Origin of the sequence: Kitasatospora sp. NPDC001261 (genome assembly GCF_042896795.1) — a bacterium.
Taxonomy (GTDB): Bacteria; Actinomycetota; Actinomycetes; order Streptomycetales; family Streptomycetaceae; genus Kitasatospora.
Genome location: NZ_JBIAXP010000004.1, coordinates 187,557 through 211,302, shown reverse-complemented (window position 1 = coordinate 211,302; position 23,746 = coordinate 187,557). Strand labels below are relative to the sequence as shown.

The following is a 23,746-nucleotide window of genomic DNA, read 5'->3' as shown; positions in this document are numbered from 1 at the left end:
TGGTGACTCCTCTTCGGTGGTCCACGTGTTTCCGGCAGGGGAGGTGCCGGATACCGGCCGAGGTGGCGCCGTCGGTCGTCACCCCGCTGGTAGAAGCTGAGGGCGGCGCCACCAGAGAGTGACTCTAGGCATCCTCGTAAGGTCCGACCAGGTCATTTGGCACTGGTCGAAAGTCGCAGGTCGGATTGACCCGTACCTGTCGGACCATTCGAACGCCTGACGGGCCATCAGCGCGGTGTCAGCGCAGGTCAGCCACACTGCTGTGGCCAGATCTCCCCCGAGACGGAGCCACTCATGACGCAGCAGAGGCAGATCCCGCAGTTCGCCGTCGTCCCCGGCGCGCAGGTGCACGGCGTGCTGTCCGGCAACGAGAAGCAGACCGTCGACCTGGTCGCGGCGACCTACCGGGTGCACGGCGAGGGGGACACGGTCAACCCGCCGTCGTACTTCCTGCGCTTCCCGGACCGGCCCAGCTCGCGCATCATCGCGCTGCCGGCCTCGGTGGGCGGCGGCACGCCGGTCGACGGGATCAAGTGGATCTCCAGCTTCCCGGAGAACGTGGCCGCGGGCCTCCCCCGGGCCTCCGCGGTGCTGGTGCTCAACGACCCCGCGACCGGCTACCCGATCGCCTGCCTGGAGAGCTCGATCATCAGCGCCGCCCGCACCGCCGCCTCGGCCGCGCTGGCGGCCGACCGGCTCTCCGTCGGCCGGCCCCGGCCGCGGCGGGTCGGCTTCATCGGCACCGGGCTGATCGCCCGGCACATCCACACCTATCTGGCCCGCACCGGCTGGGAGTTCGACGAGGTCGGGGTGCACGACCTGTCCGCCGAGCACGCGGCCGGCTTCCGCTCCTACCTGGAGCGCGCGGACCCGGAGCGGGCCGACCGGGAGCAGGCCGGCGCCTCGCCCCGGATCACCGTGCACGGGAGCGCCGAGGAACTGGTCCGCGCCTCGGACCTGGTGGTCCTGGCGACCGTCGCCGCGAAGCCGCACCTCACCGACCCCTCGTGGTTCTCCCACAACCCGGTGGTACTCAACGTCTCGCTGCGCGACCTGGCGCCCGAGGTGCTGCTCGCCTCGGCCAACGTGCTGGACGACGTCGAGCACTGCCTGAAGGCCGAGACCTCCCCGCACCTGACCGAACAGCTCACCGGCAACCGGGACTTCATCGACGGCACGCTCCACGAGGTGATGGCCGGAAAGGTCCGGGTGCCGACCGACCGGCCGGTGGTGTTCTCGCCGTTCGGGCTCGGCGTGCTCGACCTCGCGGTCGGCCGGTACGTCTACGACGAGCTGGCCGCACGGGGTGAACTCGCCGTCGTGGACGGCTTCTTCCACGAGCTGGACCGCTACGGCCGGGGCGCCGGGCAGCCGTAGCCGCACCTCCGACTTCCCATGGACAGCTCAACCCGCCACCTGTAGCATTCTTCTGACAGGTCGACAGATACGGGCCCGCCGTCACGGTGCGTCCCCGTCGGCCCGTCCCGGGTGGCGCGGCGAGGCCGCACCCCCGCCTCCGAGCCGGGCGCCGGATCGCTCCCCCGTCGATCCGGCGCCCCTCCGGGTGTCATGCACAGGGCGTGTCATACCATCCGCCCCCGGCCGCCCCGCCCGGCTGGTATCTCCCGGTCCGCACCGGCGTCGCGCAGACTCACCTGGACGGCTCGGAAAATCATGGGGTGCTGCTGTGGAAATCAAGCTTCTCGGTCCGCTGCTCCTGTCGCACGAGAACGTGCACTACACCATGGCGTCGAAGCGGACCAGCGTCGTGCTGACCCTGCTGGCGACCTCACCGGGGATCCCGGTCCCGTTCGACGAGATCGTGGACGAGTTATGGGGCGACCAGCCGATGGCCAATGCCCGCAACGCCCTCCAGGCGAATGTCGGCCGACTGCGCCGGCTGCTGGAATCCGTGACCGGCCGCAAGGGCGACGAAACCCTCCGCACCGCCAACGGCGGCTATCTCCTCGACGTCCCGACGGACGCGATCGACGCGCACCGTTTCCTGCGGCTCGCCGACGCGGGCGGCGATCTCGCCCGGCGCGACCCGGACCGCGCCATCGCGACCCTGGAGGAGGCGCTCGGCCTGTGGCGCGGCGGCGCCCTGATGGACTCCTGCGACGGGCTGCGCTGCCGGATCCGGGCGGCGCACCTGGAGGAGCGCCGGATCAGCGCGTACGAGGACCTGACCGCCGCCAAGCTCGCCGTGGACTCGGCCCGGGTCCCGGTGTCCGAACTGCGGCAGCTCGCCGTCGAGCACTCCGAACGGGAGCGCCTGAGCGAGCTGTTGATGCTCGCGCTCTACCGCGACGGCCGGCAGGCCGAGGCGCTGGAGGTCTTCCACAGCACCCGCCGCCGGCTCGCCGACGACCTGGGGCTGGAGCCCGGCCGCGCGCTGCACCACGCCTACCAGGCGATCCTCCGGCAGGCCGACCTGCTCGGCGAGCCGCGGCGGGTGCTCGACTTCGCCGGACCCGTACCGGCCTGATCCCGCTCGGCATATGCCCGTTCCGGAAAATCCCGGAATACCGGTTTCCGATCACCGGCCGCGCCGCGCATTCCCCCCTCCCGACTCCCGTCCCGTTCCGGCCCGTTCACGCCGCTTCCGACTGTGGACGGTCAAGGATCACTCTGTTAGCGTGGCGACCGCCTTGGATTTTTCCTGGTGGCTACGCGAGGAAGTCGGAATCGCGGACGGGGGCCCAGTGGACGTTGAGTTGAGGCATGCCAAGATCGTTACCACCATCGACCGGCTGGGCAGCATTTCCAGAGCCGCCGCCCAATTGAGCCTTCCCCAATCGAGCCTCACCGCACAATTGAAGCGGATCGAAAGAGCCGTGGGCGGCGAGCTGTTCGTACGGACCAGAACCGGAACCATTCCGACCGCCTTGGGGGAAAGGCTCATCCCGATTCTGGCCGAACTCGTCCAGCACGCGGACCGGGTGATCGCCGAGGCGGCCGCGCACTTCTCGGAGGTGTTCCGGTTCGGGAACGCCGAGTGGACGCCGCCGTCGCTGCGCAGCGCGCTCAAGTCCGCGCTGCCGGTCAAGGAGGTGCAGACCGAGACGCTCAGCCCCGACGCCGCCATCGCGCAGGTGTCCCGCGGCGCCCTGCACGCCGCGATGGTGCCCGGGGTCGCGCTGGCCGCCTCGGCCGAGGCGGACGAACCCGCCCTGGCCAGTACGGTGATCGTGCGGGAGCCCGTCTGGGTGGCGCTCCCGCACGACCACCACCTGGTCGGCCAGGAGGCGGTGAGCCCGGCGCAGCTCGCCTCGCTGCGGTGGGTCCGCTACACCCGCGACCACTGGTTCCACCCGATCGAGAAGCAGCTGTTCGCCGCCGTCGGCCGGGCCGACCTGGAGGTGCTGCACTACGTCGACGGCCACCACGAGGCGATGAACTGGGTCCGGGACGTCCGGGCCGCCGCGCTGACGCCGCCCACCGGCGTCACCCGCGAGGTGCGGCTCGTCCCGGTCTCCGTCGCCGAGGGCACCGACATGCTGCTGGTGTGGCGCAGCGACTCGGTGACCGACGACATCCAGCGCAGACTGCTCACCACGCTCCGGCGCTACTACTGCGAGTACGCCCGCACGATCCCCGGGTACTGGTCGTGGGTCATCCGACACCCGGACCAGTTCGCCGAGTTGGAGTCCTTCCTGCCGCCCCGGGTGCAGTGGGGCGGGGCCGGCCGGGCGGGCCCGGAGTGGTCCGGGCCCGGGGCCGGTCACAGGGTGGCGAGCGCCTCGGCCGGCGGCGTCCGCAGGGCGGCGCCGGTGGCCGAGACACTGGCGAGGGCGGTCAGCGCCCCGACGAACCCGACGATCGAGAGGTAGATCCAGACCGGTCCGCGGGGCAGCCAGGAGCCGTCCAGCGCCATCCGGAAGGGGGCGAGCGTGGCCGCGGCGACGAAGGTGCCCAGCACCGTGCCGACGATGGTGACGAGCAGCGACTCGATGCCGGTCATGGCCAGGATCTGGCCGGGGGTGGCGCCGACCAGCCGTTGCAGGGCGAACTCCCGGCGGCGCTCGGCGGCGGCCACCACCAGGGTGTTGACCAGGGAGATCACCGCGTACGCGATGATGCTGCCGGCCAGCAGGTAGTCGACCCAGGCGCCGACCCCGTCACCGCCCTGGCCGGCGGAGAGCGTGGTCTGGAGGTAGATCAGCGCGGTGGACAGCCCGGTGGCCAGCATCACCGGGCTGACCGCGCCCGCGATCCGGATCCGGCGGGCCCGGGCGTTGTCCATCGCCAGGTCCCCGGTCAGGCCGAACAGCGCGCGCAGCGGGCGGTGGAACACCCCGGTGAGCACCTTGGTCAGCCCGGGGCCGAGCAGGGCGATCCCGCCCGCCCAGAGCATCGCCGAGGGGCCGGCCGTACTGGCGGCGACCTCACCGTTCATCACGGTGCCGGTGACCACCGCCAGCGCGGTGCCGCCGGCCAGGCAGAGCACCGCGAAGGCCAGCCGCGGGCCGCTCAGCCAGCGGTGCTGGAGGCGGGACTCGGCGAGCGCGTCGGCGGGCCGGGAGAGCGCCGCCCGCCGGGAGGCGATGAAGGCCGCGGTCAGCGCGGCGAGCATCGAGGTGCCGCCCGCGGTGACCATCGGGATCCAGCCGGCGTGGTAGGTGATCCCCTTCGTGACCACGCCGCTGGCCGCGATCTGCTCCAGCATCCACCCGCCCGCGAGGTAGCCCGGGACGAGGGCGAGGGCGACGGCGACGAGCGCGACGACCAGGGTCTCCACCACGATCATCCGGCGGAGCTGGCCGGGCAGGGTGCCGATCGCGCGCAGCAGCGCCATCTCGCCGAGGCGCTGCTGGACCACCAGGGCCAGCGTGGAGCCGACGATGAAGACGGTGACCATCGCGGCGATCCCGCCGAACACCGCGGACATCGAGATCAGCCGGCTGGCCGCCTGCTGGGTGCCCGGCGGGACGGCCGCGAACGGGGGCACCCGGTGGCGGATGCCGGTCTCCATCAGGCCGCCGCAGGCGGTGAGGATCACCGCGCCGAAGAACAGCGCGACGGTGGAGGCGATGAAGCTCGTCCTGCGGAACCGCAGGGTCTGCAGGGCCAGGGCGAACATCAGCGGGCCGCCTCTCCGCCGCGGGCGACGGGGGTGCCGGAGGCGACCGCCGTGCCGGAGCCGTCGGAGCTGTCGCCCCAGGCGCCGAGCCGGGTCATCCGCTCGGCGATGGTGTCGGCCGAGGCGCCGCTCAGCTCGTCGACGATCCGCCCGTCGGCCAGGAACAGCACCCGGTCGGCGTAGGAGGCGGCGACCGGGTCGTGGGTGACCATGACGGCGGTCTGCCCGTCGTTGTGGACGGCCTGGCGCAGCAGCCGCAGGATCTCCACCGCGGTGCGGGTGTCCAGCGCGCCGGTCGGCTCGTCGCCGAAGAGCACCGCGGGCCGGGTGATCAGGGCCCGGGCGATGGCGACCCGCTGCTGCTGGCCGCCGGACAGCTCGCCGGGCCGGTGGTTGCTGCGCGCGCCGAGGCCGACCTGCTCCAGCACCCGCTCGACGCTCTCCCGGCCGGGCCGGCGCCCGGCCAGCCGCAGCGGCAGGGCCACGTTGTCGGCCACGCTCAGCGCGGGCAGCAGGTTGAAGGCCTGGAAGATGAAGCCGATCCGGTCCCGGCGGAGCCTGGTGAGCTCCTTCTCGCTGAGCCCGGCGAGCTCCATGCCGTCCAGCGAGACCGAGCCGGAGTCCGGCCGGTCCAGCCCGGCGGCGCACTGCAGCAGTGTGGTCTTGCCGGAACCGGACGGGCCCATCACCGCGGTGAAGGTGCTGCGGCCGAAGCCCACCGACACGTCGTCGAGGGCGACGACCCGGTTGCGCTCGTTGCCGTAGCCACGGCAGACGTTCCTCAGTCGCACGGCATCGTCGATGCCGTGCACGGTGGCGGTGGTCATGGCGACTCCGTGGGTGACCAGGACGGATGGGACGGGATGGCGCCGGCCGGCGCGGATGGAACGGGTGGGACGGGTGGTTCAGAGTTCGTCGACGCTTCGCAGCAGGTCCTCGACCGATGCCAACCTGGCGGTCAGCGCCCGCAGTTCACCCCGGAGCGCCTTCTGTCCGGTCAGCGTCTCCTCGGCCAGCTGCCGGTAGGCGGCCATCGCGGCGGCGTCCGCGCGGTGCCGCTGGAGGGTGAAGTACGAGACGATGCTGACGCTGATCCCGCCGATGACGATCAGTGTGATGACGATGGCGATCACGCCGCCGCTCATGAGGGTCCCTTCTGTTCCTTCGGGCGTCGCGCCTTCCTCCGGGCGGCGCCTGGTTCAGGCGTCGCTGCCTTCGGGCGTCGCGTTGCGCCCGTCGACCCGCGCCCGGTCCTCCCGGAGGGCGGCGATGACGGTGTCGACCGTGACGCGGATGTCGAACGGAGTGAGTTCGAAGAACTTCATGGCCTTGCCGTCATCGGAGAGCTCCAGCGCGCCGGCGACCAGGCCGGCGTGTTCGAGCCGCTCCAGGTGCATGTAGAGCAGCGGCCTGGACATGCCCAGCCGCCGGGCCAGTTCACTGACGTGGACCCGGCCCTGCGCCAGTTCGCCGATGATCCGCAGGCGCTGGGTGTGCCCGACGGCGGCGAGCAGGGCCAGTAGTTCCGCGCTTGTCGGCACCCCCACCCTCTTCCTCCTACCTGAAAGTTGAGACTGACAGGTGTTGGCGAGCACTGTCAAGCCGATCAACGACCGTCAGTTGCACGTCAGTTGTCCGTCAGCGCGGGCGAGAAGAATTCAGATCATCATCTGTCGCACCCACCCCCTCACCGGGAGGCGAAATGCCCAGCACCGCGGTCGTCACCACCGAACAGCGCGCCCAGATCAAGGAGATCGTCTGCGACATCCTCGAACTGGAGGCCGACGAGGTCACCGACACCAGCCGGTTCAAGGAGGACCACAACGCCGACTCGCTGGGCGCCATCGAGATCCTCTCCTCGCTGGAGCGGACCTTCTCGATCGAGATCGACCAGGCCGAGCTGATCCGGATGGTCAACCTGGACGGCGTCGTCGCCGTCGTCCAGGAGAGCCTGTCCAAGTAGCCCGCCGCAGCGCCGAGTCGACAGAACGGAGTCAGCAATGGTGGGCAGCGGAGACCGGGAACCGCGCCGGGTCGTCATCACCGGGCTGGGCGCGGTCACCAGCATCGGCACCGGGGCGGCCGAGTTCCTCGGCGGGCTCCGCAGCGGCCGCAGCGGCGTCAAGCCGATCACGTCCTTCGACACCACGGGCTACGCCCACGCGAACGGCTGCGAGATCGACGACTTCGACCCGGCCCAGTGGATCGAGCACGGGGATCCCGAAGAGCTGGGCCGGGCCAGCCAGTTCTCCGTCGCGGCGGCGAGGATGGCGGTGGCCGACGCGGGCCTCGCCCTGGAGGAGCTCCGCGCCAGGCGCGTCCTGGTCTCGGTCGGCACCACCGACGGCGAGTCGCGCGACCTCGACGCCCTGACGGAGCACCAACTCCACCACGGACCCGAAGGGTTGCCCGCGGTGGTGGCCCGCCGGTCGGCGGCCGGCCTGCTGTCCAGCAGCGTGGTGCGCGAACTGGAGCTCACCGACGTGGAGGCCGTCACCATCGCGACCGCCTGCGCCGCGGGCAACTACGCCATCGGCTCCGGCTTCGACGCGATCCGCTCCGGCGAGGCGGACGTCGCCCTGTCCGGCGGCGCCGACGCGGTCTGCCGCAAGACCTTCACCGGCTTCTACCGGCTCGGCACCATCGCGCCGGAGCTGAGCCAGCCCTTCGACGTCGACCGCAAGGGCATCCTCACCGGCGAGGGCGCCGGCATCCTGCTGATGGAGAGCCTGGAGTCGGCGCTGGCCCGCGGCGCGGGGATCTACGCCGAGGTGCTCGGGTACGGGCTCAACTGCGACGCCCACCACCCGGTCGCACCGGACCGCGACAGCCTCGCCGCCTGCATCGAACTGGCCCACCGCAACGCCGGGGTGAAGCCGGAGGACATCGACTTCATCTCCGCGCACGGCACCGGCACCAAGGCCAACGACGTGACGGAGGCGGGCGCGATCCGGCAGGTGTTCGCCACCCCGCCGCCGACCGTCTCCATCAAGTCCATGCTCGGCCACACCATGGGCGCGGCCAGCGCCCTCGCCTCCGCCGCCTGCGCGCTGGCGATCAAGGAGGGCTTCATCCCCCCGACGATCAACCACCGGCAGACCGACCCGGAGTGCGGCCTGGACCCCGTCCCCAACCGGGCCCGCCCCGCCGAGGTGCGCATCGTGCAGAACAACGCGCTGGCCTTCGCCGGCAACAACGCGGTGCTCATCCTCGGCGCGTACCGAGCGCACCCGGACGCATGAGCGCGCCCACCCCCCGGCTGCGCAGGGCCGCCGAGGGCCCCGACCCGGTCCGGGTGCTGCTGCTGCACGGCCTGGGCGGCAAACCCTCGGTGTGGAGCCCGCTGGTCCGGCGGGCCGGGGCCGCCTTCGAGCTGTGGGACGTCGAACTGCCGTGGCGTGCCCAGTCCGAGGGCGACGGCTGGGGCGCCCGGCCCGACCCCGGCCGGTTCCTGGTCGAGCTGCTGGACGAGCGCTTCGACGCCGTCGTGGCCCACTCGTACGCGGCGAACCTGGTCGTCGAGGCGACCGCGGCCGGCCGCACCGCGCCCCGGCCGACCGTGCTGATCAGCCCCTTCTACCGGCCCAGCCCCAAGGACTTCGACTGGTCGGTGATCTCGTACTACCTCAACGACTTCCACCGCGTCTTCGAGGAGGCGCTGGAGGTCGGCGAGACCGCGCGGTTCGCCCGGTCCCACCGCGACTGGATGGCGCGCCAACTGCGCGACCAGGTCGGGCCGTACGGCTGGATGCGGTTCTTCGAGGCCTACCTGCGCTCCCCCACGCTCGACCTCGGCGCCGTCGGCTCGCCGCTGCTCGTGCTGTCCGGGCAGCGGGACACCGCCGCCCGGCCCGAGGACGGCCGGGCCCTCGCGGCCCGGGTGCCCGGGGCGCGGTACGAACTGCTGCCGGCCTGTCGGCACTTCCCGATGGTCGAGCGGCCCGACCTGGTCACCCGGCTGGTGTGCGAGTTCCTGCGCGCCGCCGTGCCCGGGGCGCCGCACGCCGACGCCACCACCCTCTCACCCCAGGAGTTGCCATGACCAGCAGTGCCCCCGCCGCCGACCCGACCACGCGGGTGCGGCTGCGCCCCCGCTACGAGGGCTCGAACATCTGCACCTGGATCGGCTTCAAGCACGTCAACTACCTGGTCGAGGAGGCGGTCTACGACCACGCCCGGCAGCACGGGTTCCCGCCCGGGGAGCTCTTCGAGCGGTACGGCCTGGGCGTCGACCTCACCGATCTCGACACCAAGATCCTCACCGCGCTGCACATCGACGACGTGGTGACGGCCACCGTGCGCCGGCTGCCCGCCCAGGACGGCGGCGGGCTGCGCCTGGGCGTGGAGCTGACCGTGGAGCGCTCCGGCGAGACGGTGAAGGCCGTCGCCGCCAAGGCCACCGTCCACCTCCGCTCCGACCCGCGCGGCCACGCCGTCGCCGAACCGCCCGCCGAGCTCGTCGGACTCACCGTCGACCGGCTGGGCGCGGGCGCGGCGCCCGTCCCGCTGGAGCCCGGCACCGACCCGCTCGAGCAGCTGACGGCGGGCCGCAACGCCTTCGGCTGGGCGTGGCGGATGCCGTACTTCTACTGCCACTTCACCGAGCGGGTCCAGATGTCCGGGTACCTGCGGCAGATGGAGGAGGTCGTCGACCTCTTCCTGGCGGACCGCGGCGTCTCCATCAAGACCCTGCTGGACGAGCAGGACTGGATCCCGGTCGTCCCGCACTCCCGGATCACCCTCCTCGACGAGGCGCTGATGGAGGAGACGCTCTACACCGTCTACACCGTAGAGAGCGTCTTCAAGCGGCTGACCTACACCGCGCGGATGGACGCCTACGTGCTGCGCGACGGCGTCCTGGTGCCGACCGCCACCGGCCGGATCACCCACGGCTGGGCGGTGATCGAGAACCGCCGCGACTGGAGCCTGGTCGACTTCGACGACCGGCTGACCGACGCCCTGACCGGCAAGGCGGGCAAGGCCCTCGGCCGGGGCCGGGCATGACGGCGACCGACAGTCGGGCCCGGGCCCGGCCGGCCGGCCCGGACCGGGCGGTGCCCGAGCCGGTGTTCTCCGCCTGGTCGGCGGTCTCGCCCTTCGGGGTCGGCGCGCAGGCCTTCGGCGCGGGGCTGCGCGCGGGCACCGGCGCCGTCGCCGCACTGGACCGCACCGCGTACCCCGGCCCCTACGAACAGGCCGCCCTGGTACCGGACTTCAGCGCCGCCGCGGCCCTCGGCCGCAAGGGCACCAGGACCATGGACCGGGTCACCGCGCTCGCCGTGCACACCTTCGGCACCCTGCTCGACGGCTGCGGGCCCGGCCTGCTGGAACGCCCCGAACGGGTCGGCCTGGTCCTGGGCACCGGCTCGGGCAGCGTGCAGAGCATCATGGACTTCACCAAGGACTCGCTCACCGGCGACCGCCCCTACCTGGTCGACCCGGCCAGGTTCCCGAACACCGTGATGAACCGGGCCGCGGGCCAGTGCGCGATCTGGCACGGCATCAAGGGCCCCAACAGCACCATCGCGGGCGGCTGGTCGGCCGGCCTGCTCGCCCTCGGCTACGCCGCCCGGCTGTACCGCGGCGGGCACTGCGACCGGGTGCTGTGCGGCGCCGCCGAGGAGTACTCGGTCCAGCGCGCCTGGCTGGAGTGGCACAGCGCGGGCGAGGACGGCCGGACCCCACTCGGCGAGGGCGGCGTCGCCTGGCTGCTGGAGTCCGCCGAGCAGGCGCGCGCGGCGCACCGCCCGGTCCTGGCACGGCTGCTCGGCACCCGCTTCCGCGCCTACCACCGGCTCGAACAGGCCGCCGGGGCGCTGACCGACTGCGTGCGCGCGGCACTCGCCGAGGCCGGCGCGGACGGCCGGGACGTACGCCTGGCGGCCCCGCTCGGCGGACCGGACGAGGAGGCGGCGGTGCGCGCGGCCCTGCCCGCCGGGGCGGAGCCGCAGTGGCTCCGCTGCCGGCCGCTGCTCGGCGACGCCTCGGCGGCCGCGACCGGCCTCCAGCTGGCGGCGGTGCTGGCCGCGGCCGGCGAGGGACGGCTGCCCGAGGGCGGGCTGGCACTGGTGACCTGCGTCGACCGGGACGGCACGGTCGGCTGCGCGCTCCTGGGCGGCTGACCGCGGCGGCCCGGACACGGCGGGGCCCGGTCGCGGCAGGCCCGGCCCCGGCGGGGCCCGGTCTGCAGGCCCGGACGGCCCCGACACAGAGGAGGGACAGACCATGATGCTCACAGCGTTGACCGTGGCGGAGCCGGACGGCCGCCCGGAACCCCCCGGCGCGGCCGGCGAACCGGTGGCGCGGCACGTCCGGGGCACCGTCGTGCTGACCGCGGCCGAACCGTTCCTGCGCGGGCACTACCCCGGCCTGCCGGTGGTCCCCGGCTTCGGCCTGGTGCAGTACGTCCACGAGCTGGCGGCCGCGGCCGCCGTCCCCGGCCCCGGCCGGGCCGAGCTCACCCGGGCGCGCTTCCTGAGCCCGGTGCGGCCCGGCGACGAGATCGCCGTCGACGCCCGGATCCAGCGCGACCACGACGGGGCCCGGGTCTGCGCCCAGGTCCACGCCGACGACCGACTCGCCGCCGAGATCACCCTGTTCTACCCCCGGGAGGCCCTGTGAAGGACATCGCCGCCATCACCTCGGTCGTCCCGCACCGCCACCCCGCGCTGCTGGTCGACCGGATCGCCGAGATCGAACCGGGCCGCCGGCTCGTCGCGTACAAGGCGGTCACCCTCGCCGAGCCCGCCTACCGGGACGTGCCCGAGGACGCCGCCAACGAGGAGTACGACTACCCGCTCGGCCAGCTGCTGGAGTCCTGGGCGCAGTGCGCGGTGCTGCTGTCCTGTTGGGAGCGGCCGAACGCCAACGTGCTGGACGGGCAGGTCGTGCTGCTGGCCAGGACCCGGGACGTCCGGATGCTCGGCCCGGTCCGCCCCGGCTCGGTCGTGGTGCACGAGGTCACCATGGTCCGCGCCCTCGGCGACTCCTTCATCACCTCCGGCCGCAGCACCGTGGACGGCCACCCGGTGCTGGAGGTCGGCCAGTTGACGCTGGCGCTGCGCCCGGCGGAACTCCTCCGGGCCCCTGGAAGCACGACCGACGGGAGGTCCTGATGTCCGCACGACGGGTCGCCCTGGTGACCGGAGGGTCCCGGGGCATCGGACGCAGCGTGGTGGCCCGGCTCGCCGCCGACGGCTACGACGTGGCGTTCTGCTACCAGTCCCGGGAGGAGGCCGCGGCGGAGACCGCGAAGGAGGCCGAGGCGGCCGGCGCCCGGGTGCTGGCCCGGCGGGTCGACGTGGCCGACCGCGCCCAGGCCGAGGCCTTCGTCAAGGCCGCCGAGCAGGAGCTGGGCCCGCTCCACGCGGTCGTCTCCTCGGCCGGCATCGTCCGGGACAACCCGCTGGTGCTGCTCACCGAGCAGGCCTGGCAGGACGTCATGCGGGTCAACCTGGACGGCACGTACCACGTCTGCCGGGCGGCGGTGTTCGCGATGATGAAGCGCCGCGCCGGCGCCCTGGTGACGATGTCCTCGGTGGCCGGCGTGTACGGCAACGCCACCCAGACCAACTACTCGGCGTCCAAGGCCGGGATCATCGGGTTCTCCAAGGCGCTGGCCAAGGAGGTCGCGCCGCGCGGCATCCGGGTCAACTCCGTGGCGCCCGGCTTCATCGAGACCGACATGACCTCCGCCCTCGCCGAGGGCGCCGACCTCACCGGACGCATCCCGCTGGGCCGCCTCGGCCGCCCGGAGGAGGTCGCCGACCTGGTCTCCTTCCTGCTCTCCGACCGCGCCTCGTACATCACCGGGCAGGTCTTCGGCGTCGACGGCGGGCTCGTGCTTTGACATCCTCCCCACCCTAATGAATGGGGATTCCTCCCACGCCTGCGGCACGGTTGCCCGTGGGTCGCAAGTCGCCGAGGTGGGTTCCCCGTTCGACGGGCCGTGCCCGGCGTGGGATTGCCACGCCGGGACTGACCGGCCCTCCAGGGGCGTTTAGCCTGTCCGCCTGCCCGGCGGCCAGGATGTTCCGAGCAGCGTTGAGGTCACGACCATGCAGCACACCGCACGCACCACAGGCCCACTCCCGTACCACCAGGGGCTTGGGACCGTCGCGGTGTCCGCACCGCGAGCAGAGCTGGGACGACGGGAACATGCGGTGCACGATGCCGACGGTACGCCCGTACCGGGCCGCCTTCTCTTCGAGCAGGCGCCGGAAGGCGGCCCATCCGGCGTCGTGAGCGGACTTGGCCAGACGGCCCCGTGCGAGGCCGCGCACATTCAGGTCCTCCAGGTATACCGCTTGGTTCTCGCGGATGATCCTGGTGGTCTGCTTGTGCAGCCAGTCCCGGCGGGTGTCGGCCACCTTGGCATGCGCCCTGGCGACCTTCACCCGGGCCCTCTCCCGGTTCTTGCTGCCCTTGGCCTTACGGGACAACTCCCGTTGCGCGACCTTGAGCCTCTTCTCCGCCTTGCGCAGGAAGCGCGGGTTGTCGATCACGCCGCCGTCGGAGAGGACGGCGTAGGTGGTCAGGCCGAGGTCGATGCCGACCTCGGCCTGAACCTCGGGCAAGGGTTCTGGCTCCACGTCCACCACGAACGAGGCGTGGTAGCGGCCGGCCGGATCGAGCACGATCGTCACCGACGACGGGTCGGCCGGAAGGTTCCGGGACCACTTCACCCGCACGTCGCCGATCTTCGCCAGGTTCAGCTTCCTGTTCCCCCGGATGCGGAACCCGTTGCGGGTGAACCGCAGCGACTGCCGATTGTCCTTGCGGGACTTGAACCGGGGAAGCCCCACAGGGCAGCCGGCACGCTTGCCCGAGACGGAGTCGAAGAAGTTCTGGTAAGCCGCATCCAGGTCCCTCAGCGATTGGATCAACGGGTCCACCCCGACCGAAGCAAGCCAAGCGCGCTCCGGTGTCCCCTTCGCCGCCGTGATGACCTGCTTCTGCAGGTCGGAGCTCCTAGGGTACGGAAAGCCGCTCTTGCGGGCGTCCTTCCGTGCCGCCAAGGCGTCGTTGTACACAACCCGCGCACACCCGAACGTACGGGCCAGAGCCTCGCGCTGACCAACCGTCGGATAGATGCGATAGGAGTACCGAAGATGCACACGATCAACCTATCGAGGACCACTGACAACGACCTCCGCCCGAACCCGCGCAGCTCGCTCCGTCGTATCGCGGCTCCAAACCAAGGAGTGTCCCCCACTCCCTGGGCGGATGGACCCCTGTCTCCCCGGCTCGAAAGCCGGGGCCTTGTGGGAGACCCGAGGTGAGCGGGTCCGGCAGGGCTCCGCGGTTCTACTTCTCGCTGCGCAGCCCGTACTCCTGGCTCGCCTACCGCGAGCTGCTGGAGCGGCACCCGGACGTCGCCGGGGCGGTGGAGTGGCGGCCCTTCTTCGAGCCGGACGACACCAGCGAGCGGCTGCTGGCCGAGCTGGGCGGCTCGTTCCCGTACACCGCGATGTCCCGCGCCAAGCACCTGTACGTCCTCCAGGACGTGCGGCGCCTCACCGCCGCGCGGGGGATCGCGTTCCGCTGGCCAGTGGACCGCGACCCGGTCTGGGAGGTCCCCCACCTGGCCTATCTGCGGGCCCTGCGCGGGGGTCTCGGCCCGCAGTTCGTCGCGGCCGCCTACCGGGCCCGCTGGGAGCAGGGCCGGGACATCTGCGACCGGACGGTCATCGCCGGGATCGGGGCCGAACTGGGCCTCGATCCGGCGGAGTTGGCGGGTGCGAGCGACGACCCGGAGCTGCGCCGGCAGGGGGCCCTGCTGCTCAAGGACATCTGCGACGACGGGGTGTTCGGCGTCCCGTTCTTCGTCCAGGGCTTCAACCGCTTCTGGGGGCTGGACCGGCTGCCGGACTTCGTCGCCCACCTGCGGGCCCGGGCCGGCGGCGACGGGGCGCTGCCACCGCCGGCCGCCCCGGCGGTCGGGCTCGGCGCCCGGGCGGTCGACGACGGCCACGCGGGCGGCTGCGGCTGACCGGCCCGCACGCGTACGGCACGGCCCCGGCGTTCCTCCGCCGGGGCCGTGCCGTACGCGTACACGCGCGCCTCAGGACCGCACCGGGACGCTCCGGTACAGCTCGGCGATGCAGGCCCGGGAGAGCGCGGCCAGGCTGGAGACCATCAGCTCCGGCGGCAGGCCCGCGCTCCGGTAGGCGAGCGGGAGTTCGGTGCAGGCCGCCACCACCGGCAGCCGCCGGCGCCGCCAGAGCCGTCCGACGGCCTCCCGGAAGGCGGCGCCGGCCTCCTCGGCCCGTCCGGCCTTCACCCGTTCGGCGGCCCCGTGGACCGCCTCCTGCGTCCCGCCGTCGGGCACCAGCAGCCGGTAGCCCCGGGCCGCGGCCCGCCGCTGGTAGAGGCCGCTGCGCACGGTCCCGGTGGTCGCCGTGAGCCAGCCGCCGTCCGGGCTCAGCCGGACGGCCTCGTCCAGGGTGGCGTCGACGATGTCGACCACCGGGACGGGCGAGGTGGCGGCGAAGCCGTCCAGGAAGACGTGCGCCGTGTTGCAGGGGACGGCCAGCAGGTCCGCGCCCCAGCCGGCCAGCGTGCGCAGGCACTCCCGCACCCGCCGCCCGGGCTCGTCGTCGCCGCCGAGGATCGCGGCGGTGCGGTCCGGGATGCCCGGCTCGGACAGCAGCAGCAACCGGGGGTGCTGCTGGTCCCGGGAGGCCGGCGCGTCGGCCGCGAGCAGCCGCAGGAACTCCGCGGTCGCCGCCGGGCCCATGCCGCCCAGTACGCCCAGGGTCCGCTCGGGAGCCCGTGCCGTCAGCGCTGTCATGCCTCGACTCTGGACGGCTGCGCTGACCCGGAACTGACATTCGCCTGACATCCACCGTTTGGGGGAACTCCCCCTCAGGAGACGGGGGTTAGCCCCATGGTCCCCGGCTTTCCCAGCGGGATAGCTTCGTGGGGTCCGCCCCGCGACGGGGCCTGTCCAGGAACGTCCTTCAGATCTGGGGAATGACATGCGCCAGCAGTCCGGCCGTCTCGCGTCCTTCGTCGTCCTCGCGGCCGCCGTGGGCGGTCTCAGCGCGTGCGGGTTGGCTCCCGACAACAACTTCGACGACGACGCCACGGTGAGCGACAAGATCACCGCCGTACGGCTCGACACCACCTCCGGCGGCGTGACCCTGCGCGGCAAGGACGGCCTCGACAAGGTCTCCGTGCACCGGTCGGTCAGCTACAAGAACGACAAGCCCGGGGTGACGAGCCGGGTCGAGAACGGCGTCCTGGTGCTGGGCGGCTGCGGCCAGTACTGCTCGGTCACCTACACCGTCGAGGTCCCCCCGGGCCTGCCGGTCAGCGGCCAGACCAACTCCGGGTCGGTCAACCTGACCCAGGTGGGCAACGTGCAGGTGTCCACCCACTCCGGGGCGGTCAGCCTGGACGGGGTGAACGGCACCACGGAGGTGAAGACCACCAACGGCGCCATCACCGGGCGCGGGCTGAACGGCAGCCGCATCCAGACCGAGACCCACAACGGGGCGATCGACCTCGTCTCGACCAAGCCGCAGGACGTCTCCGCGTCGACGTCCAACGGCGCCATCACCCTGGTCGTGCCGAGCGCCACGTACAAGGTGTCCGCGAAGACCGGCAACGGCCACAAGGACATCGGGGTCTCCGACGACCCGTCCGGCCGCTACCAGCTCGACCTGAGCACCAGCAACGGGCGCATCCAGGTCAAGCAGGCCTGACAACCCGCGCAACGGGCTGCCGTCCGGCGATCAGCCGGGCGTCAGCAGCCTGTCAGCGTTCCCGGCGAATCTGGTGGGGCTCCGATCCTTGTCGCGAGGAGGCCCCGTCGCATGACGTCGATAGAAGCGGTATCGAGCTACCTGCCACCGACGGTCTCGGTCGAACAGCTGCGGGAGCCGCTGGGGCTGACCGACCAGCAGGTGCGCCGGTTCACCAGGCTGTACGGCCTCGACCGGATCTGCCAGGCGCCCGACCAGTCCGAGGCGGAGCTGCTGGCCACCGCGGCGGGCAAGCTCGACGCCCTCGCCGGGCAGGAGGACCGGATCCGGTACGTGGTGCGCGCCAAGGGGCTGCGCACCACCGCACCGTACCCGGTCAGCCCGCTGCGGACGGTCTGCGAGTCGCTGGGGCTGCGCCGGGCGAAGGTCTTCTCGGTGGCCGACCACGGCTGCGCGACCGGACTGCTCGCGGTGGACGCGGCCGGCACCCTGCTGGCGGCGGACGGCGACCCGGACGCGCTCGCGCTGGTGCTGGCCGGGGACAAGACGCTCACCCCGTTCTCCCAGTGGGTCGAGGACGTCTCGATCATGGGCGAGGGCGTCACCGCCGTCCTGGTGGGCGCCGGCGGCGACCGCAACCGGGTGCTCGGCTACCACGCCCGCATCCACGGCCGCGAGGACGGCGTCATCGACCTCGACGCCGAGGGCGCCCGCGAGGCCAAGCGGATCTACCAGGACGCGATGGCCGAGGTCATCGACGGCGCCCTGGCCGCGGCCGGCCTGGCCGTCGGCGACCTCGACCTGGTGCTGCCGCACAACGTCAACCGGGTCTCCTGGACGGTCGCCGCCAACGCGCTCGGCATCGACCGGGACCGCATCTTCCTGGAGAACATCGGCCGGACCGGCCACTGCTTCTGCGCCGACCCCTTCATCAACTACCAGTCGGCGCTCGAACTCGGCCTGCTGCGGCCCGGGGACACCTACCTGATGACCTCCGCGGGGCTCGGCCAGTCCTTCGCCGCGATGGTCGTGAGGCACTGATGGGCGCCCGCGACGGGGGCCGGACCCCCGATGCCGCCGACCGGCTGGCCCTCGCCCTGACCGGCTCCCCCGACGCCCGGCTGCTCTTCCTGGGCAACTTCGAGGTGGAGCAGCAGTGGGCGCTCGGCGAGCACACCCTGCCCCGGCTCTCCGCCGCCACCTCCAGCGCCGTGGTCAACCGGATGGACGAGTTCGCGCTGCTGCTGGCCGGCGGCCGGGACCACGTGGTGCTCAAGACCCGGCCGGACGGCGACTACCTCGGCTACCTGGCCGGGCTCGGCCTGGACCTGCCGCACGTCCACGTCCCCGCCGCCCAGGACCCGCAGCGCACCGTCACCGAGGACGCCCTGGCCGACCCGGCCCTGCTCGCCGAACTGGCGGGCCTGGCCGCCGACGGCTGCCGGATCGCCGCCCACGGCGTGTCCGAGCCGGAGGAGCGCCTCGCCGCGGCCACCGGGCTGCGCCTGGCCGGGCCGGACGCGGCCACCTGCAAGGCCGTCAACAGCAAGGTCTACAGCCGCCGGATCGCCGACGAGCTCGGCCTGCGCCAGCCCCGCGGCTGGGCCTGCGAGACGCTCGCCGAACTCGCCGACGCCTTCGCGGCGGTGGACGCCGAGCTCGGCGACGGCCGGGCCGTGGTGAAGGAGGCGTTCGGCGTCTCCGGCAAGGGCATCGCCCGGCTGACCAGCCGGCGCCGCGGCGAGCGGATCCTCGGGCTGATCGCCAAGCAGGTCGAGGCCTCCGGCCGGCCGCGGATCGCCATGGTGGTCGAGGAGTGGGTCGCCAAGAGCACCGACCTCAACTACCAGTTCACGGTGGGCCTGGACGGCTCGGTGGCGTTCGACTTCGTCAAGGAGCAGCTCACCGAGGACGGCGTCCACAAGGGCCACCGCATGCCCGCCCGGCTCGGGGCCGACCAGGTCGACGAGCTGCGCACCGCCGCGGACCTGCTCGGCAAGCGGCTGGCCTCGGACGGCTTCCACGGCGTGGTGGGGGTGGACGCCATGGTGGACCCGGACGGCGGGATCTACCCGGTCGTGGAGATCAACGCCCGCAACAACATGTCCACCTACCAGGTCCGTCTGCAGGAACGGTTCGTCAAGCCGGAACAGGTCGCCGTCGCCCGCCACTACCCGCTGCGGCTGACCGAACCGCTGGCCTTCGACGAACTGCGCCGGCTGCTCGACGGCCTGCTGCTCGACCCGGCCGGCGGCACCGGCCTGCTGGTGAACAACTTCGCCACCGTCAACGCGGCGTTCACCGGCGGCGACGCCCCGGTCGACGGCCGGCTGTACGGGATCGTCCTCGCGGACTCGGCGGAGGAACTGACCACCATCGACGCGGAGATCGCCGACCGGCTCGACCGGCGGGAGAGAGGGGACCGGCCATGAGCGACGTCTTCGAGATCCAGGGCACACCCGTCACCGAGATCGCCCAGCGGTACGGCACCCCGCTCTTCCTCTACGACGGGGACGCCCTGACCGGGCGGATGCGCGACCTGCGCGAACACCTGGACCCCAGGCTCCAGGTGTTCTTCTCCCTCAAGTCCAACCCCAACCTCGCCATCTGCGCCCTCCTCCACGCCCACGGCGCCCGCGCCGAGGTCTCCTCGCTCACCGAGCTGCGCACCGCCCGGCAGGCCGGGGTGGCCGGCCGGGACATCCTCTTCCTCGGGCCGGGCAAGAGCCGGGAGGAACTGCTCGCCTGCCTGGACGAGGAGATCGCGGCGATCGTCTGCGAGTCCCTCCAGGAACTCGCGCTGATCGACGAACTCGCCCGCGAGCGCGGCACGGTGGCGCCGGTCGCGCTGCGGGTCAACCCGAGCTTCTCGGTCAAGGGCTCCGGCCTCACCATGGGCGGAAAGCCCCGCCAGTTCGGCATGGACGAGGCCCAACTCCTGGCCGACCCGGGGCTGGTGGCGCGCCACCCGGCGGTGCGGGTGATGGGCGTCCAGGTCTACATGGGCACCCGCATCCTGGTCGAGGACACCATCGTCGAGAACACCGAGCGGATCTTCGACCTGGCCGAACGCCTCAGCGCCGCCCTGGACTTCGAGCTGGAGCTGGTGGACGTCGGCGGCGGCCTCGGCGTCGCCTACTTCGACGGCGAACGGGACCTCGACCTGCCGAAGCTCGCCGCCGGGATCAACCCGCTGGTCGCCGCGTTCGCCGAACGCCACCCCGGCACCCGGCTGGTGATGGAGCTCGGCCGCTACCTCACCGCGCTGGCCGGCACCTACGTCACCCGGATCCGGTACGTGAAGGAGTCGCTGGGCGAGCGCTTCGCGGTCGCCGACGGCGGCACCCACCACCACATGGCGGCGGTCGGCATCGGCTCCTTCGTCAAGCGCAACTTCCCGATGCTGCTGCTCAACCGGCTCGACGAGCCCGCCACCGAGGTCTGGAACGTCACCGGCCCGCTCTGCACGCCCAACGACACCCTGGCCAAGAAGGCCGAGCTGCCGCCGGTGCGGCCGGGCGACCTGCTCGGCGTGCTGCGCTCCGGCGCGTACGGGCCGACCGCCTCCCCCGTGCACTTCCTCAGCCACGGCTACCCGGCCGAGGTGCTGGTGCTCGACGGCGAGGCGCACCTGGTCCGCGAGCCCGACCGCCCGGAGGACCTGCTGCGCCACCAGCGCCCGATCGCCCCCGAACTCCTCGACCGCTCCAGCTAGTTGCCGCACGTCCCCACCCCCAACCCCCGGAAGGAGTGCCGACCATGACCGGAGCCACCGGCACGGACCGCGCGCGGATCGTCACCGAGATCTCCGCCGCCCTCGGCGAGGTGCTCGACTACGACCTGCCCGAACTCACCGAGGAGTCCCGGCTCTTCGACGAGCTCGGCCTCGACTCCACCGGCGTCTTCGAGCTGCTGATGCGGCTGGAGGAGTCGCTGGACGTCGAGTTCGACACCGACTCGCTGGAGATGGCCCACTTCGCGAGCGTCCGCTCGCTGGCCGACTTCGTGGCCACGGAACTGGGCGGCTGAGCATGCCGGTCCGGACCGTACCGACGAAGGGCCCCTGGGAGGCGCCCGCCGTCTTCCCGCTCGGGCTCGCCGCGATCACCCACCGGAGGTTCCCGCCGGGCAGGGCACGGATCGACGACGCCTTCTCGCTGCGCCACTTCGCCGACCTGACGGCCGCCTACGGCGTCGACCACCGGCCGGAGCTGGTCCGGGAGGCGGCCGGGAACACCTTCGCCGACATGGCCGGGGAGCTGCTCGCCGCGCTCGACCCGCAGGACCGACGAGCGGCAGCGGCCACGCAGGCGCCGCCGATCGAGCTGGCCGTGGTCGCCCACGCCACCCCGGACCTGGACTGCCGGCTCGCCGCCGTCACCAGCCTCTCCGAGCGCGTCCCCGGCGGGCCGCTCTCCTTCGCCGTCTCCGAGTGCGGCTCCAACGCCCCCTTCGCCGCGCTGCGGCTGGCCGACGCCTACGCCCGGCGGCACGACCTGCGCAGCGTCGCGGTGTTCGTGCTCGACCAGGCCACCTTCCCGTACGAGACCGGACGGGACCTCGCCGGGGACGCCGGCCTCGCGCTGCTGCTGACCGACACCGGCTCCCTCGGCCGGCTCACCCTGTGGCAGCGCACCGGCACCGGACCGGACGACGTGCCGGCCGCCGTCCGCACCGCCCTGGCCGAACTGGACGCCACCGGCTGCCCGTTGGTCCTCGGCGCCGCCCTCGACCCGGCGCGCGACCTGCCCGGCCACCCCGGCCGGATCGTGCGCACCCCGCCGGGCCACCCGGCCTCCGGCACCCTCACCGCCCTCGCCGCCGACCCCGCCTGGGCGGCCGGGAGGGAGGAGCGGATCGCCGTCGTCGACCACGAGCCCGACACCGGCGACCTGGCCGTCTGCCTGATCGAACGGGGCGGGCGGTGACCACCGTGACGCACCGGGACACGGACCTGTGGCCCCGCTGCCAGGACGCCGCCCGGCAGCGGGGCCTCGCCCCGGCGCTGCGGCTGCTCGCCTCCGCCCTGACGCCCGGCCTGCTGCCCTGCGGGCCGGGCGGGCACACCGTGGCCGACGCCCGGACCTTCGCCGAGGCCGGCGGGCTCTGGGTCGCCGGCGCCACCCGGCCGCGCCGCCCCGCCGACGAGGCCGTGCTGTCGCGCACCGCACTGCCCGGCGGCGAGGTGGTCGCCGCCACCGTCACGACCGCGCCGCCGGCCCGGCGCGGTGCGGCCGAGCGGGAGGCCGGCGCCGCCTTCGTCCTGGGCCTGGCCTGGGTGCGGCTCGGCCTGTCGGAGTCGCTGCGCTCGGCCTGCCTGGGCTACCTGGGCCGGCGCCGCAGCGGCGACTCGTACCTGTTGCAGCAGCAGCTGGTGAAGGGCACCGTCGCCGAGGCGGTGGCCGACCACCTGGAGGTCCGGGCGGTGCTGTCCGGCGCCGGGCCGGGCGACCTGCCCGCCGCGGTGCTGGCGGACGTCCACGCCCGGATCACCGCGGCCGACCGGGAGCAGGTCCGGCTGCTGGGCGCCAGCGGCTACCTGCGGGACGGCCCCGGGATGCCCTGCTACCTGTCGGAGCTGCTGGCGGAGGTCCACGTGACCGGGGAGGAACCGCGATGACCGGGCCGGACGGGCACCTGGCCGCGCTGCGCGCCAGGGCCCGCGAGTGGGGCGCCGGGCTGCGCCCGCTCGCGCTGGAGATCGACCGCGACCCGGAGGCCATCCGGCAGCACCTGGACCTCCCGGCCGTGCGCTACCTGGCGACGATGGGCATCCCGGCCGCGTACGGGAACGAGCCGGAGAAGATCGACGGGCAGCGCCACTGCGGCGACTCGGCGCTGGAACGCGCCGTCGTCATGGAGGAGCTCGCCCGCGCCGACGTCGGCGCGATGGTCGCCTCGCCGGGCCCGTTCCTGGCCGGCGTCGCGGTCGGCCTGTGCGCCGACGAGCGGCAGAAGGAGTGGTTCTACGGCCGGATGCTGCGCGAACCCCTGTGGACCTGCTTCGCGCTGACCGAACCGGACCGCGGCTCGGACGCGGCGGCCCTGACCACCGCGCTGACCCCCGCCCCGGGCGGGGCGCTGCTCAGCGGCGAGAAGCGCTACGTGGGCAACGCCTCGCGGGCCCGGCTCGCGGTGGTCTTCGCCCGCACCCGGCCCGGCCCGCTCGGCATCACCGCCGTCCTGGTCGACACCGACACCCCAGGGTTCGACGCCGAGCCGCTGGACATGCTGGGGCTGCGCGGCGCGCGGATCAGCGCCGTCCGGCTGGAGTCGGTGGCCGTCCCCGAGGAACACGTCCTCGGCCGCCACCTCCCGGCCAGCCGGCGCGGGGTCTGGTCCTTCGTCCAGATCTTCAACCAGCTGCGCCCGGGCGTCGCGGCGATCGCGGTCGGGATCGCCCGCGCCGCCCACGACTACGTGACCGCGCACCGCGGCCCGCTGCGCACCGCCGAGCAGGAGCGGCTGGACGCGATCGGCCGCCGGATCGACGCCGTCCACCGCCTGGTGCTGGACGCCGCCGCGACGGTCGACGCCCGGCCGGCCGACGGCCACCTCGCCTCGGCCGCCAAACTGCGCGCCGCCCGGCTCGCCGAGGACGTGACGCTGGCGGCCTGCGGCTTCTTCGGGCCCGGGGCCCGGCTGGCGCACCCGCTGCTGGACAAGCTCGCGCGCGACGCCCGGGCGATGGAGTTCCTCGAGGGCGCCGCCAACATCCACCGGCTGAACCTCTTCCAGGGACTGCTCACCGGCAAGGTCGGGCGCGCCTAGCAGCGCCTCCCGGGGCCGCCCCGGCAGGCGCCCCCGGCGGCGCCCCGGGGCCCGTCCCGGGCCTCTGACCAGGGCCTTCGCCCCATCAGTTGCGAATCAGTGCGACGTCAGTGTGTTCGGAAACCATGGGGCCATCGCTTCGGACCGATTGGGCACCCGCTACCACGGAACGACCGGGTGGGAG

The 23,746-nt window shown here is 73.2% G+C and carries 26 protein-coding genes and 1 pseudogene; 21 read left to right on the top strand and 6 right to left on the bottom strand.

From position 1 onward, the window contains the following. The first annotated feature begins 294 nt into the window (after positions 1 to 294). From sbnB to ACFY4B_RS07785, 4 genes and pseudogenes are all read left to right on the top strand, one after another. Entirely contained in the window at positions 295 to 1,377 is a 1,083-nt protein-coding gene (sbnB, locus tag ACFY4B_RS07800) for a 2,3-diaminopropionate biosynthesis protein SbnB (RefSeq protein ID WP_387966822.1), read from the top strand. 310 nt (positions 1,378 to 1,687) lie between these two features. Continuing rightward, complete coding sequence (locus ACFY4B_RS07795) at positions 1,688 to 2,488, top strand: AfsR/SARP family transcriptional regulator (protein WP_234348407.1); 801 nt, start codon at positions 1,688 to 1,690, stop codon at positions 2,486 to 2,488. Positions 2,489 to 2,501: 13 nt separating this feature from the next. Further along, positions 2,502 to 2,885 (top strand): annotated as a pseudogene (locus tag ACFY4B_RS07790) (LysR family transcriptional regulator); the annotation flags it as partial. Positions 2,886 to 2,888: 3 nt separating this feature from the next. Continuing rightward, positions 2,889 to 3,833: a substrate-binding domain-containing protein gene (locus ACFY4B_RS07785; protein ID WP_234348408.1), complete on the top strand. Its 945-nt coding sequence runs from the start codon at positions 2,889 to 2,891 to the stop codon at positions 3,831 to 3,833. Here ACFY4B_RS07785 and ACFY4B_RS07780 read toward each other — a convergent pair. From ACFY4B_RS07780 to ACFY4B_RS07765, 4 genes are all read right to left on the bottom strand, one after another. After that, the gene (locus tag ACFY4B_RS07780) at positions 3,725 to 5,083 is read right to left on the bottom strand and encodes an FtsX-like permease family protein (protein ID WP_049652161.1); all 1,359 of its coding nucleotides are present in this window, start codon (positions 5,081 to 5,083) and stop codon (positions 3,725 to 3,727) included. The two genes, ACFY4B_RS07785 and ACFY4B_RS07780, sit on opposite strands and share 109 nt — an antisense overlap. Next, the gene (locus ACFY4B_RS07775) at positions 5,083 to 5,910 is read right to left on the bottom strand and encodes an ABC transporter ATP-binding protein (protein WP_387966820.1); all 828 of its coding nucleotides are present in this window, start codon (positions 5,908 to 5,910) and stop codon (positions 5,083 to 5,085) included. The genes ACFY4B_RS07780 and ACFY4B_RS07775 overlap by 1 nt, the downstream gene beginning before the upstream one ends. Positions 5,911 to 5,988: 78 nt before the next feature. Continuing rightward, a complete protein-coding gene (locus ACFY4B_RS07770; RefSeq protein ID WP_049652159.1) occupies positions 5,989 to 6,228 on the bottom strand; it encodes a hypothetical protein in 240 nt (79 codons plus the stop codon). A gap of 54 nt (positions 6,229 to 6,282) precedes the next feature. Then, positions 6,283 to 6,630 carry a winged helix-turn-helix domain-containing protein gene (locus ACFY4B_RS07765; protein ID WP_220450033.1) on the bottom strand — a complete coding sequence of 116 codons (348 nt, stop codon included), beginning with the start codon at positions 6,628 to 6,630 and terminating at the stop codon, positions 6,283 to 6,285. Between the two features lie 155 nt (positions 6,631 to 6,785). On the opposite strand from ACFY4B_RS07765, the gene ACFY4B_RS07760 reads away from it, so the two are divergent. The 8 genes from ACFY4B_RS07760 to fabG all read left to right on the top strand — a co-directional run bounded on the left by ACFY4B_RS07760 (position 6,786) and on the right by fabG (position 12,932). Next, complete coding sequence (locus ACFY4B_RS07760) at positions 6,786 to 7,046, top strand: acyl carrier protein (RefSeq protein WP_049652157.1); 261 nt, start codon at positions 6,786 to 6,788, stop codon at positions 7,044 to 7,046. A 37-nt stretch (positions 7,047 to 7,083) separates the two neighbouring features. Next, entirely contained in the window at positions 7,084 to 8,325 is a 1,242-nt protein-coding gene (locus tag ACFY4B_RS07755; protein WP_049652156.1) for a beta-ketoacyl synthase, read from the top strand. After that, positions 8,322 to 9,125: an alpha/beta fold hydrolase gene (locus ACFY4B_RS07750; protein ID WP_387966819.1), complete on the top strand. Its 804-nt coding sequence runs from the start codon at positions 8,322 to 8,324 to the stop codon at positions 9,123 to 9,125. Before ACFY4B_RS07755 ends, ACFY4B_RS07750 begins: the two co-directional genes overlap by 4 nt. Next, positions 9,122 to 10,087, top strand: coding sequence for a hypothetical protein (locus tag ACFY4B_RS07745; RefSeq protein WP_380742025.1), 966 nt, complete (start codon positions 9,122 to 9,124; stop codon positions 10,085 to 10,087). Before ACFY4B_RS07750 ends, ACFY4B_RS07745 begins: the two co-directional genes overlap by 4 nt. Next, positions 10,084 to 11,205 carry a beta-ketoacyl synthase N-terminal-like domain-containing protein gene (locus ACFY4B_RS07740; RefSeq protein WP_387966818.1) on the top strand — a complete coding sequence of 374 codons (1,122 nt, stop codon included), beginning with the start codon at positions 10,084 to 10,086 and terminating at the stop codon, positions 11,203 to 11,205. The genes ACFY4B_RS07745 and ACFY4B_RS07740 overlap by 4 nt, the downstream gene beginning before the upstream one ends. A gap of 103 nt (positions 11,206 to 11,308) precedes the next feature. Continuing rightward, on the top strand, positions 11,309 to 11,704 hold the full coding sequence (locus ACFY4B_RS07735) for a hypothetical protein (protein ID WP_074002437.1): 396 nt from the start codon (positions 11,309 to 11,311) through the stop codon (positions 11,702 to 11,704). Next, positions 11,701 to 12,198, top strand: coding sequence for a 3-hydroxyacyl-ACP dehydratase FabZ family protein (locus ACFY4B_RS07730; protein WP_387966817.1), 498 nt, complete (start codon positions 11,701 to 11,703; stop codon positions 12,196 to 12,198). The genes ACFY4B_RS07735 and ACFY4B_RS07730 overlap by 4 nt, the downstream gene beginning before the upstream one ends. Then, positions 12,198 to 12,932 carry a 3-oxoacyl-[acyl-carrier-protein] reductase gene (gene fabG / locus ACFY4B_RS07725; protein WP_049655090.1) on the top strand — a complete coding sequence of 245 codons (735 nt, stop codon included), beginning with the start codon at positions 12,198 to 12,200 and terminating at the stop codon, positions 12,930 to 12,932. Before ACFY4B_RS07730 ends, fabG begins: the two co-directional genes overlap by 1 nt. 13 nt (positions 12,933 to 12,945) lie before the next feature. On the opposite strand, the gene ACFY4B_RS07720 is transcribed toward fabG, so the two are convergent. Next, positions 12,946 to 14,199: an RNA-guided endonuclease InsQ/TnpB family protein gene (locus ACFY4B_RS07720; RefSeq protein ID WP_387966816.1), complete on the bottom strand. Its 1,254-nt coding sequence runs from the start codon at positions 14,197 to 14,199 to the stop codon at positions 12,946 to 12,948. A 161-nt stretch (positions 14,200 to 14,360) separates the two neighbouring features. Between ACFY4B_RS07720 and ACFY4B_RS07715 the strand changes: the two genes are divergently transcribed. Further along, positions 14,361 to 15,074, top strand: coding sequence for a 2-hydroxychromene-2-carboxylate isomerase (locus tag ACFY4B_RS07715; protein WP_387966815.1), 714 nt, complete (start codon positions 14,361 to 14,363; stop codon positions 15,072 to 15,074). 72 nt (positions 15,075 to 15,146) lie between these two features. On the opposite strand, the gene ACFY4B_RS07710 is transcribed toward ACFY4B_RS07715, so the two are convergent. After that, a complete protein-coding gene (locus ACFY4B_RS07710; protein WP_053112228.1) occupies positions 15,147 to 15,875 on the bottom strand; it encodes an aspartate/glutamate racemase family protein in 729 nt (242 codons plus the stop codon). 187 nt (positions 15,876 to 16,062) lie between these two features. Between ACFY4B_RS07710 and ACFY4B_RS07705 the strand changes: the two genes are divergently transcribed. The 8 genes from ACFY4B_RS07705 (at position 16,063) to ACFY4B_RS07670 (ending at position 23,562) form a co-directional block, all read left to right on the top strand. After that, a complete protein-coding gene (locus ACFY4B_RS07705) occupies positions 16,063 to 16,791 on the top strand; it encodes a DUF4097 family beta strand repeat-containing protein (RefSeq protein ID WP_049655082.1) in 729 nt (242 codons plus the stop codon). Positions 16,792 to 16,902: 111 nt separating this feature from the next. Continuing rightward, positions 16,903 to 17,832 carry a 3-oxoacyl-[acyl-carrier-protein] synthase III C-terminal domain-containing protein gene (locus ACFY4B_RS07700; protein ID WP_049655080.1) on the top strand — a complete coding sequence of 310 codons (930 nt, stop codon included), beginning with the start codon at positions 16,903 to 16,905 and terminating at the stop codon, positions 17,830 to 17,832. Continuing rightward, positions 17,832 to 19,223: a hypothetical protein gene (locus ACFY4B_RS07695; protein ID WP_387823087.1), complete on the top strand. Its 1,392-nt coding sequence runs from the start codon at positions 17,832 to 17,834 to the stop codon at positions 19,221 to 19,223. Before ACFY4B_RS07700 ends, ACFY4B_RS07695 begins: the two co-directional genes overlap by 1 nt. Next, positions 19,220 to 20,506, top strand: coding sequence for a type III PLP-dependent enzyme (locus ACFY4B_RS07690; protein ID WP_387966813.1), 1,287 nt, complete (start codon positions 19,220 to 19,222; stop codon positions 20,504 to 20,506). Before ACFY4B_RS07695 ends, ACFY4B_RS07690 begins: the two co-directional genes overlap by 4 nt. A 44-nt stretch (positions 20,507 to 20,550) precedes the next feature. Continuing rightward, the gene (locus tag ACFY4B_RS07685) at positions 20,551 to 20,820 is read left to right on the top strand and encodes an acyl carrier protein (protein ID WP_049655074.1); all 270 of its coding nucleotides are present in this window, start codon (positions 20,551 to 20,553) and stop codon (positions 20,818 to 20,820) included. Between the two features lie 2 nt (positions 20,821 to 20,822). Then, positions 20,823 to 21,719, top strand: coding sequence for a hypothetical protein (locus tag ACFY4B_RS07680; RefSeq protein ID WP_387966812.1), 897 nt, complete (start codon positions 20,823 to 20,825; stop codon positions 21,717 to 21,719). Beyond that, the gene (locus ACFY4B_RS07675) at positions 21,716 to 22,411 is read left to right on the top strand and encodes a hypothetical protein (RefSeq protein ID WP_387823078.1); all 696 of its coding nucleotides are present in this window, start codon (positions 21,716 to 21,718) and stop codon (positions 22,409 to 22,411) included. The genes ACFY4B_RS07680 and ACFY4B_RS07675 overlap by 4 nt, the downstream gene beginning before the upstream one ends. Further along, positions 22,408 to 23,562, top strand: a complete 1,155-nt coding sequence (locus ACFY4B_RS07670; RefSeq protein WP_387966810.1) for an acyl-CoA dehydrogenase family protein — start codon at positions 22,408 to 22,410, stop codon at positions 23,560 to 23,562. The genes ACFY4B_RS07675 and ACFY4B_RS07670 overlap by 4 nt, the downstream gene beginning before the upstream one ends. Positions 23,563 to 23,746: the final 184 nt, after the last annotated feature.

Bases quoted from the DNA above. Each gene is read 5' to 3' on its own strand.
- ACFY4B_RS07685 (WP_049655074.1), top strand. From the start codon at position 20,551: ATGACCGGAGCCACCGGCACGGACCGCGCGCGGATCGTCACCGAGATC.
- ACFY4B_RS07750 (WP_387966819.1), top strand. From the start codon at position 8,322: ATGAGCGCGCCCACCCCCCGGCTGCGCAGGGCCGCCGAGGGCCCCGAC.
- ACFY4B_RS07680 (WP_387966812.1), top strand. From the start codon at position 20,823: ATGCCGGTCCGGACCGTACCGACGAAGGGCCCCTGGGAGGCGCCCGCC.
- sbnB (WP_387966822.1), top strand. From the start codon at position 295: ATGACGCAGCAGAGGCAGATCCCGCAGTTCGCCGTCGTCCCCGGCGCG.
- ACFY4B_RS07740 (WP_387966818.1), top strand. From the start codon at position 10,084: ATGACGGCGACCGACAGTCGGGCCCGGGCCCGGCCGGCCGGCCCGGAC.
- ACFY4B_RS07780 (WP_049652161.1), bottom strand. From the start codon at position 5,083: ATGTTCGCCCTGGCCCTGCAGACCCTGCGGTTCCGCAGGACGAGCTTC.
- ACFY4B_RS07770 (WP_049652159.1), bottom strand. From the start codon at position 6,228: ATGAGCGGCGGCGTGATCGCCATCGTCATCACACTGATCGTCATCGGC.
- ACFY4B_RS07700 (WP_049655080.1), top strand. From the start codon at position 16,903: ATGACGTCGATAGAAGCGGTATCGAGCTACCTGCCACCGACGGTCTCG.
- ACFY4B_RS07670 (WP_387966810.1), top strand. From the start codon at position 22,408: ATGACCGGGCCGGACGGGCACCTGGCCGCGCTGCGCGCCAGGGCCCGC.
- ACFY4B_RS07775 (WP_387966820.1), bottom strand. From the start codon at position 5,910: ATGACCACCGCCACCGTGCACGGCATCGACGATGCCGTGCGACTGAGG.
- fabG (WP_049655090.1), top strand. From the start codon at position 12,198: ATGTCCGCACGACGGGTCGCCCTGGTGACCGGAGGGTCCCGGGGCATC.
- ACFY4B_RS07745 (WP_380742025.1), top strand. From the start codon at position 9,122: ATGACCAGCAGTGCCCCCGCCGCCGACCCGACCACGCGGGTGCGGCTG.
- ACFY4B_RS07755 (WP_049652156.1), top strand. From the start codon at position 7,084: ATGGTGGGCAGCGGAGACCGGGAACCGCGCCGGGTCGTCATCACCGGG.
- ACFY4B_RS07695 (WP_387823087.1), top strand. From the start codon at position 17,832: ATGGGCGCCCGCGACGGGGGCCGGACCCCCGATGCCGCCGACCGGCTG.
- ACFY4B_RS07705 (WP_049655082.1), top strand. From the start codon at position 16,063: ATGCGCCAGCAGTCCGGCCGTCTCGCGTCCTTCGTCGTCCTCGCGGCC.
- ACFY4B_RS07760 (WP_049652157.1), top strand. From the start codon at position 6,786: ATGCCCAGCACCGCGGTCGTCACCACCGAACAGCGCGCCCAGATCAAG.
- ACFY4B_RS07710 (WP_053112228.1), bottom strand. From the start codon at position 15,875: ATGACAGCGCTGACGGCACGGGCTCCCGAGCGGACCCTGGGCGTACTG.
- ACFY4B_RS07690 (WP_387966813.1), top strand. From the start codon at position 19,220: ATGAGCGACGTCTTCGAGATCCAGGGCACACCCGTCACCGAGATCGCC.
- ACFY4B_RS07735 (WP_074002437.1), top strand. From the start codon at position 11,309: ATGATGCTCACAGCGTTGACCGTGGCGGAGCCGGACGGCCGCCCGGAA.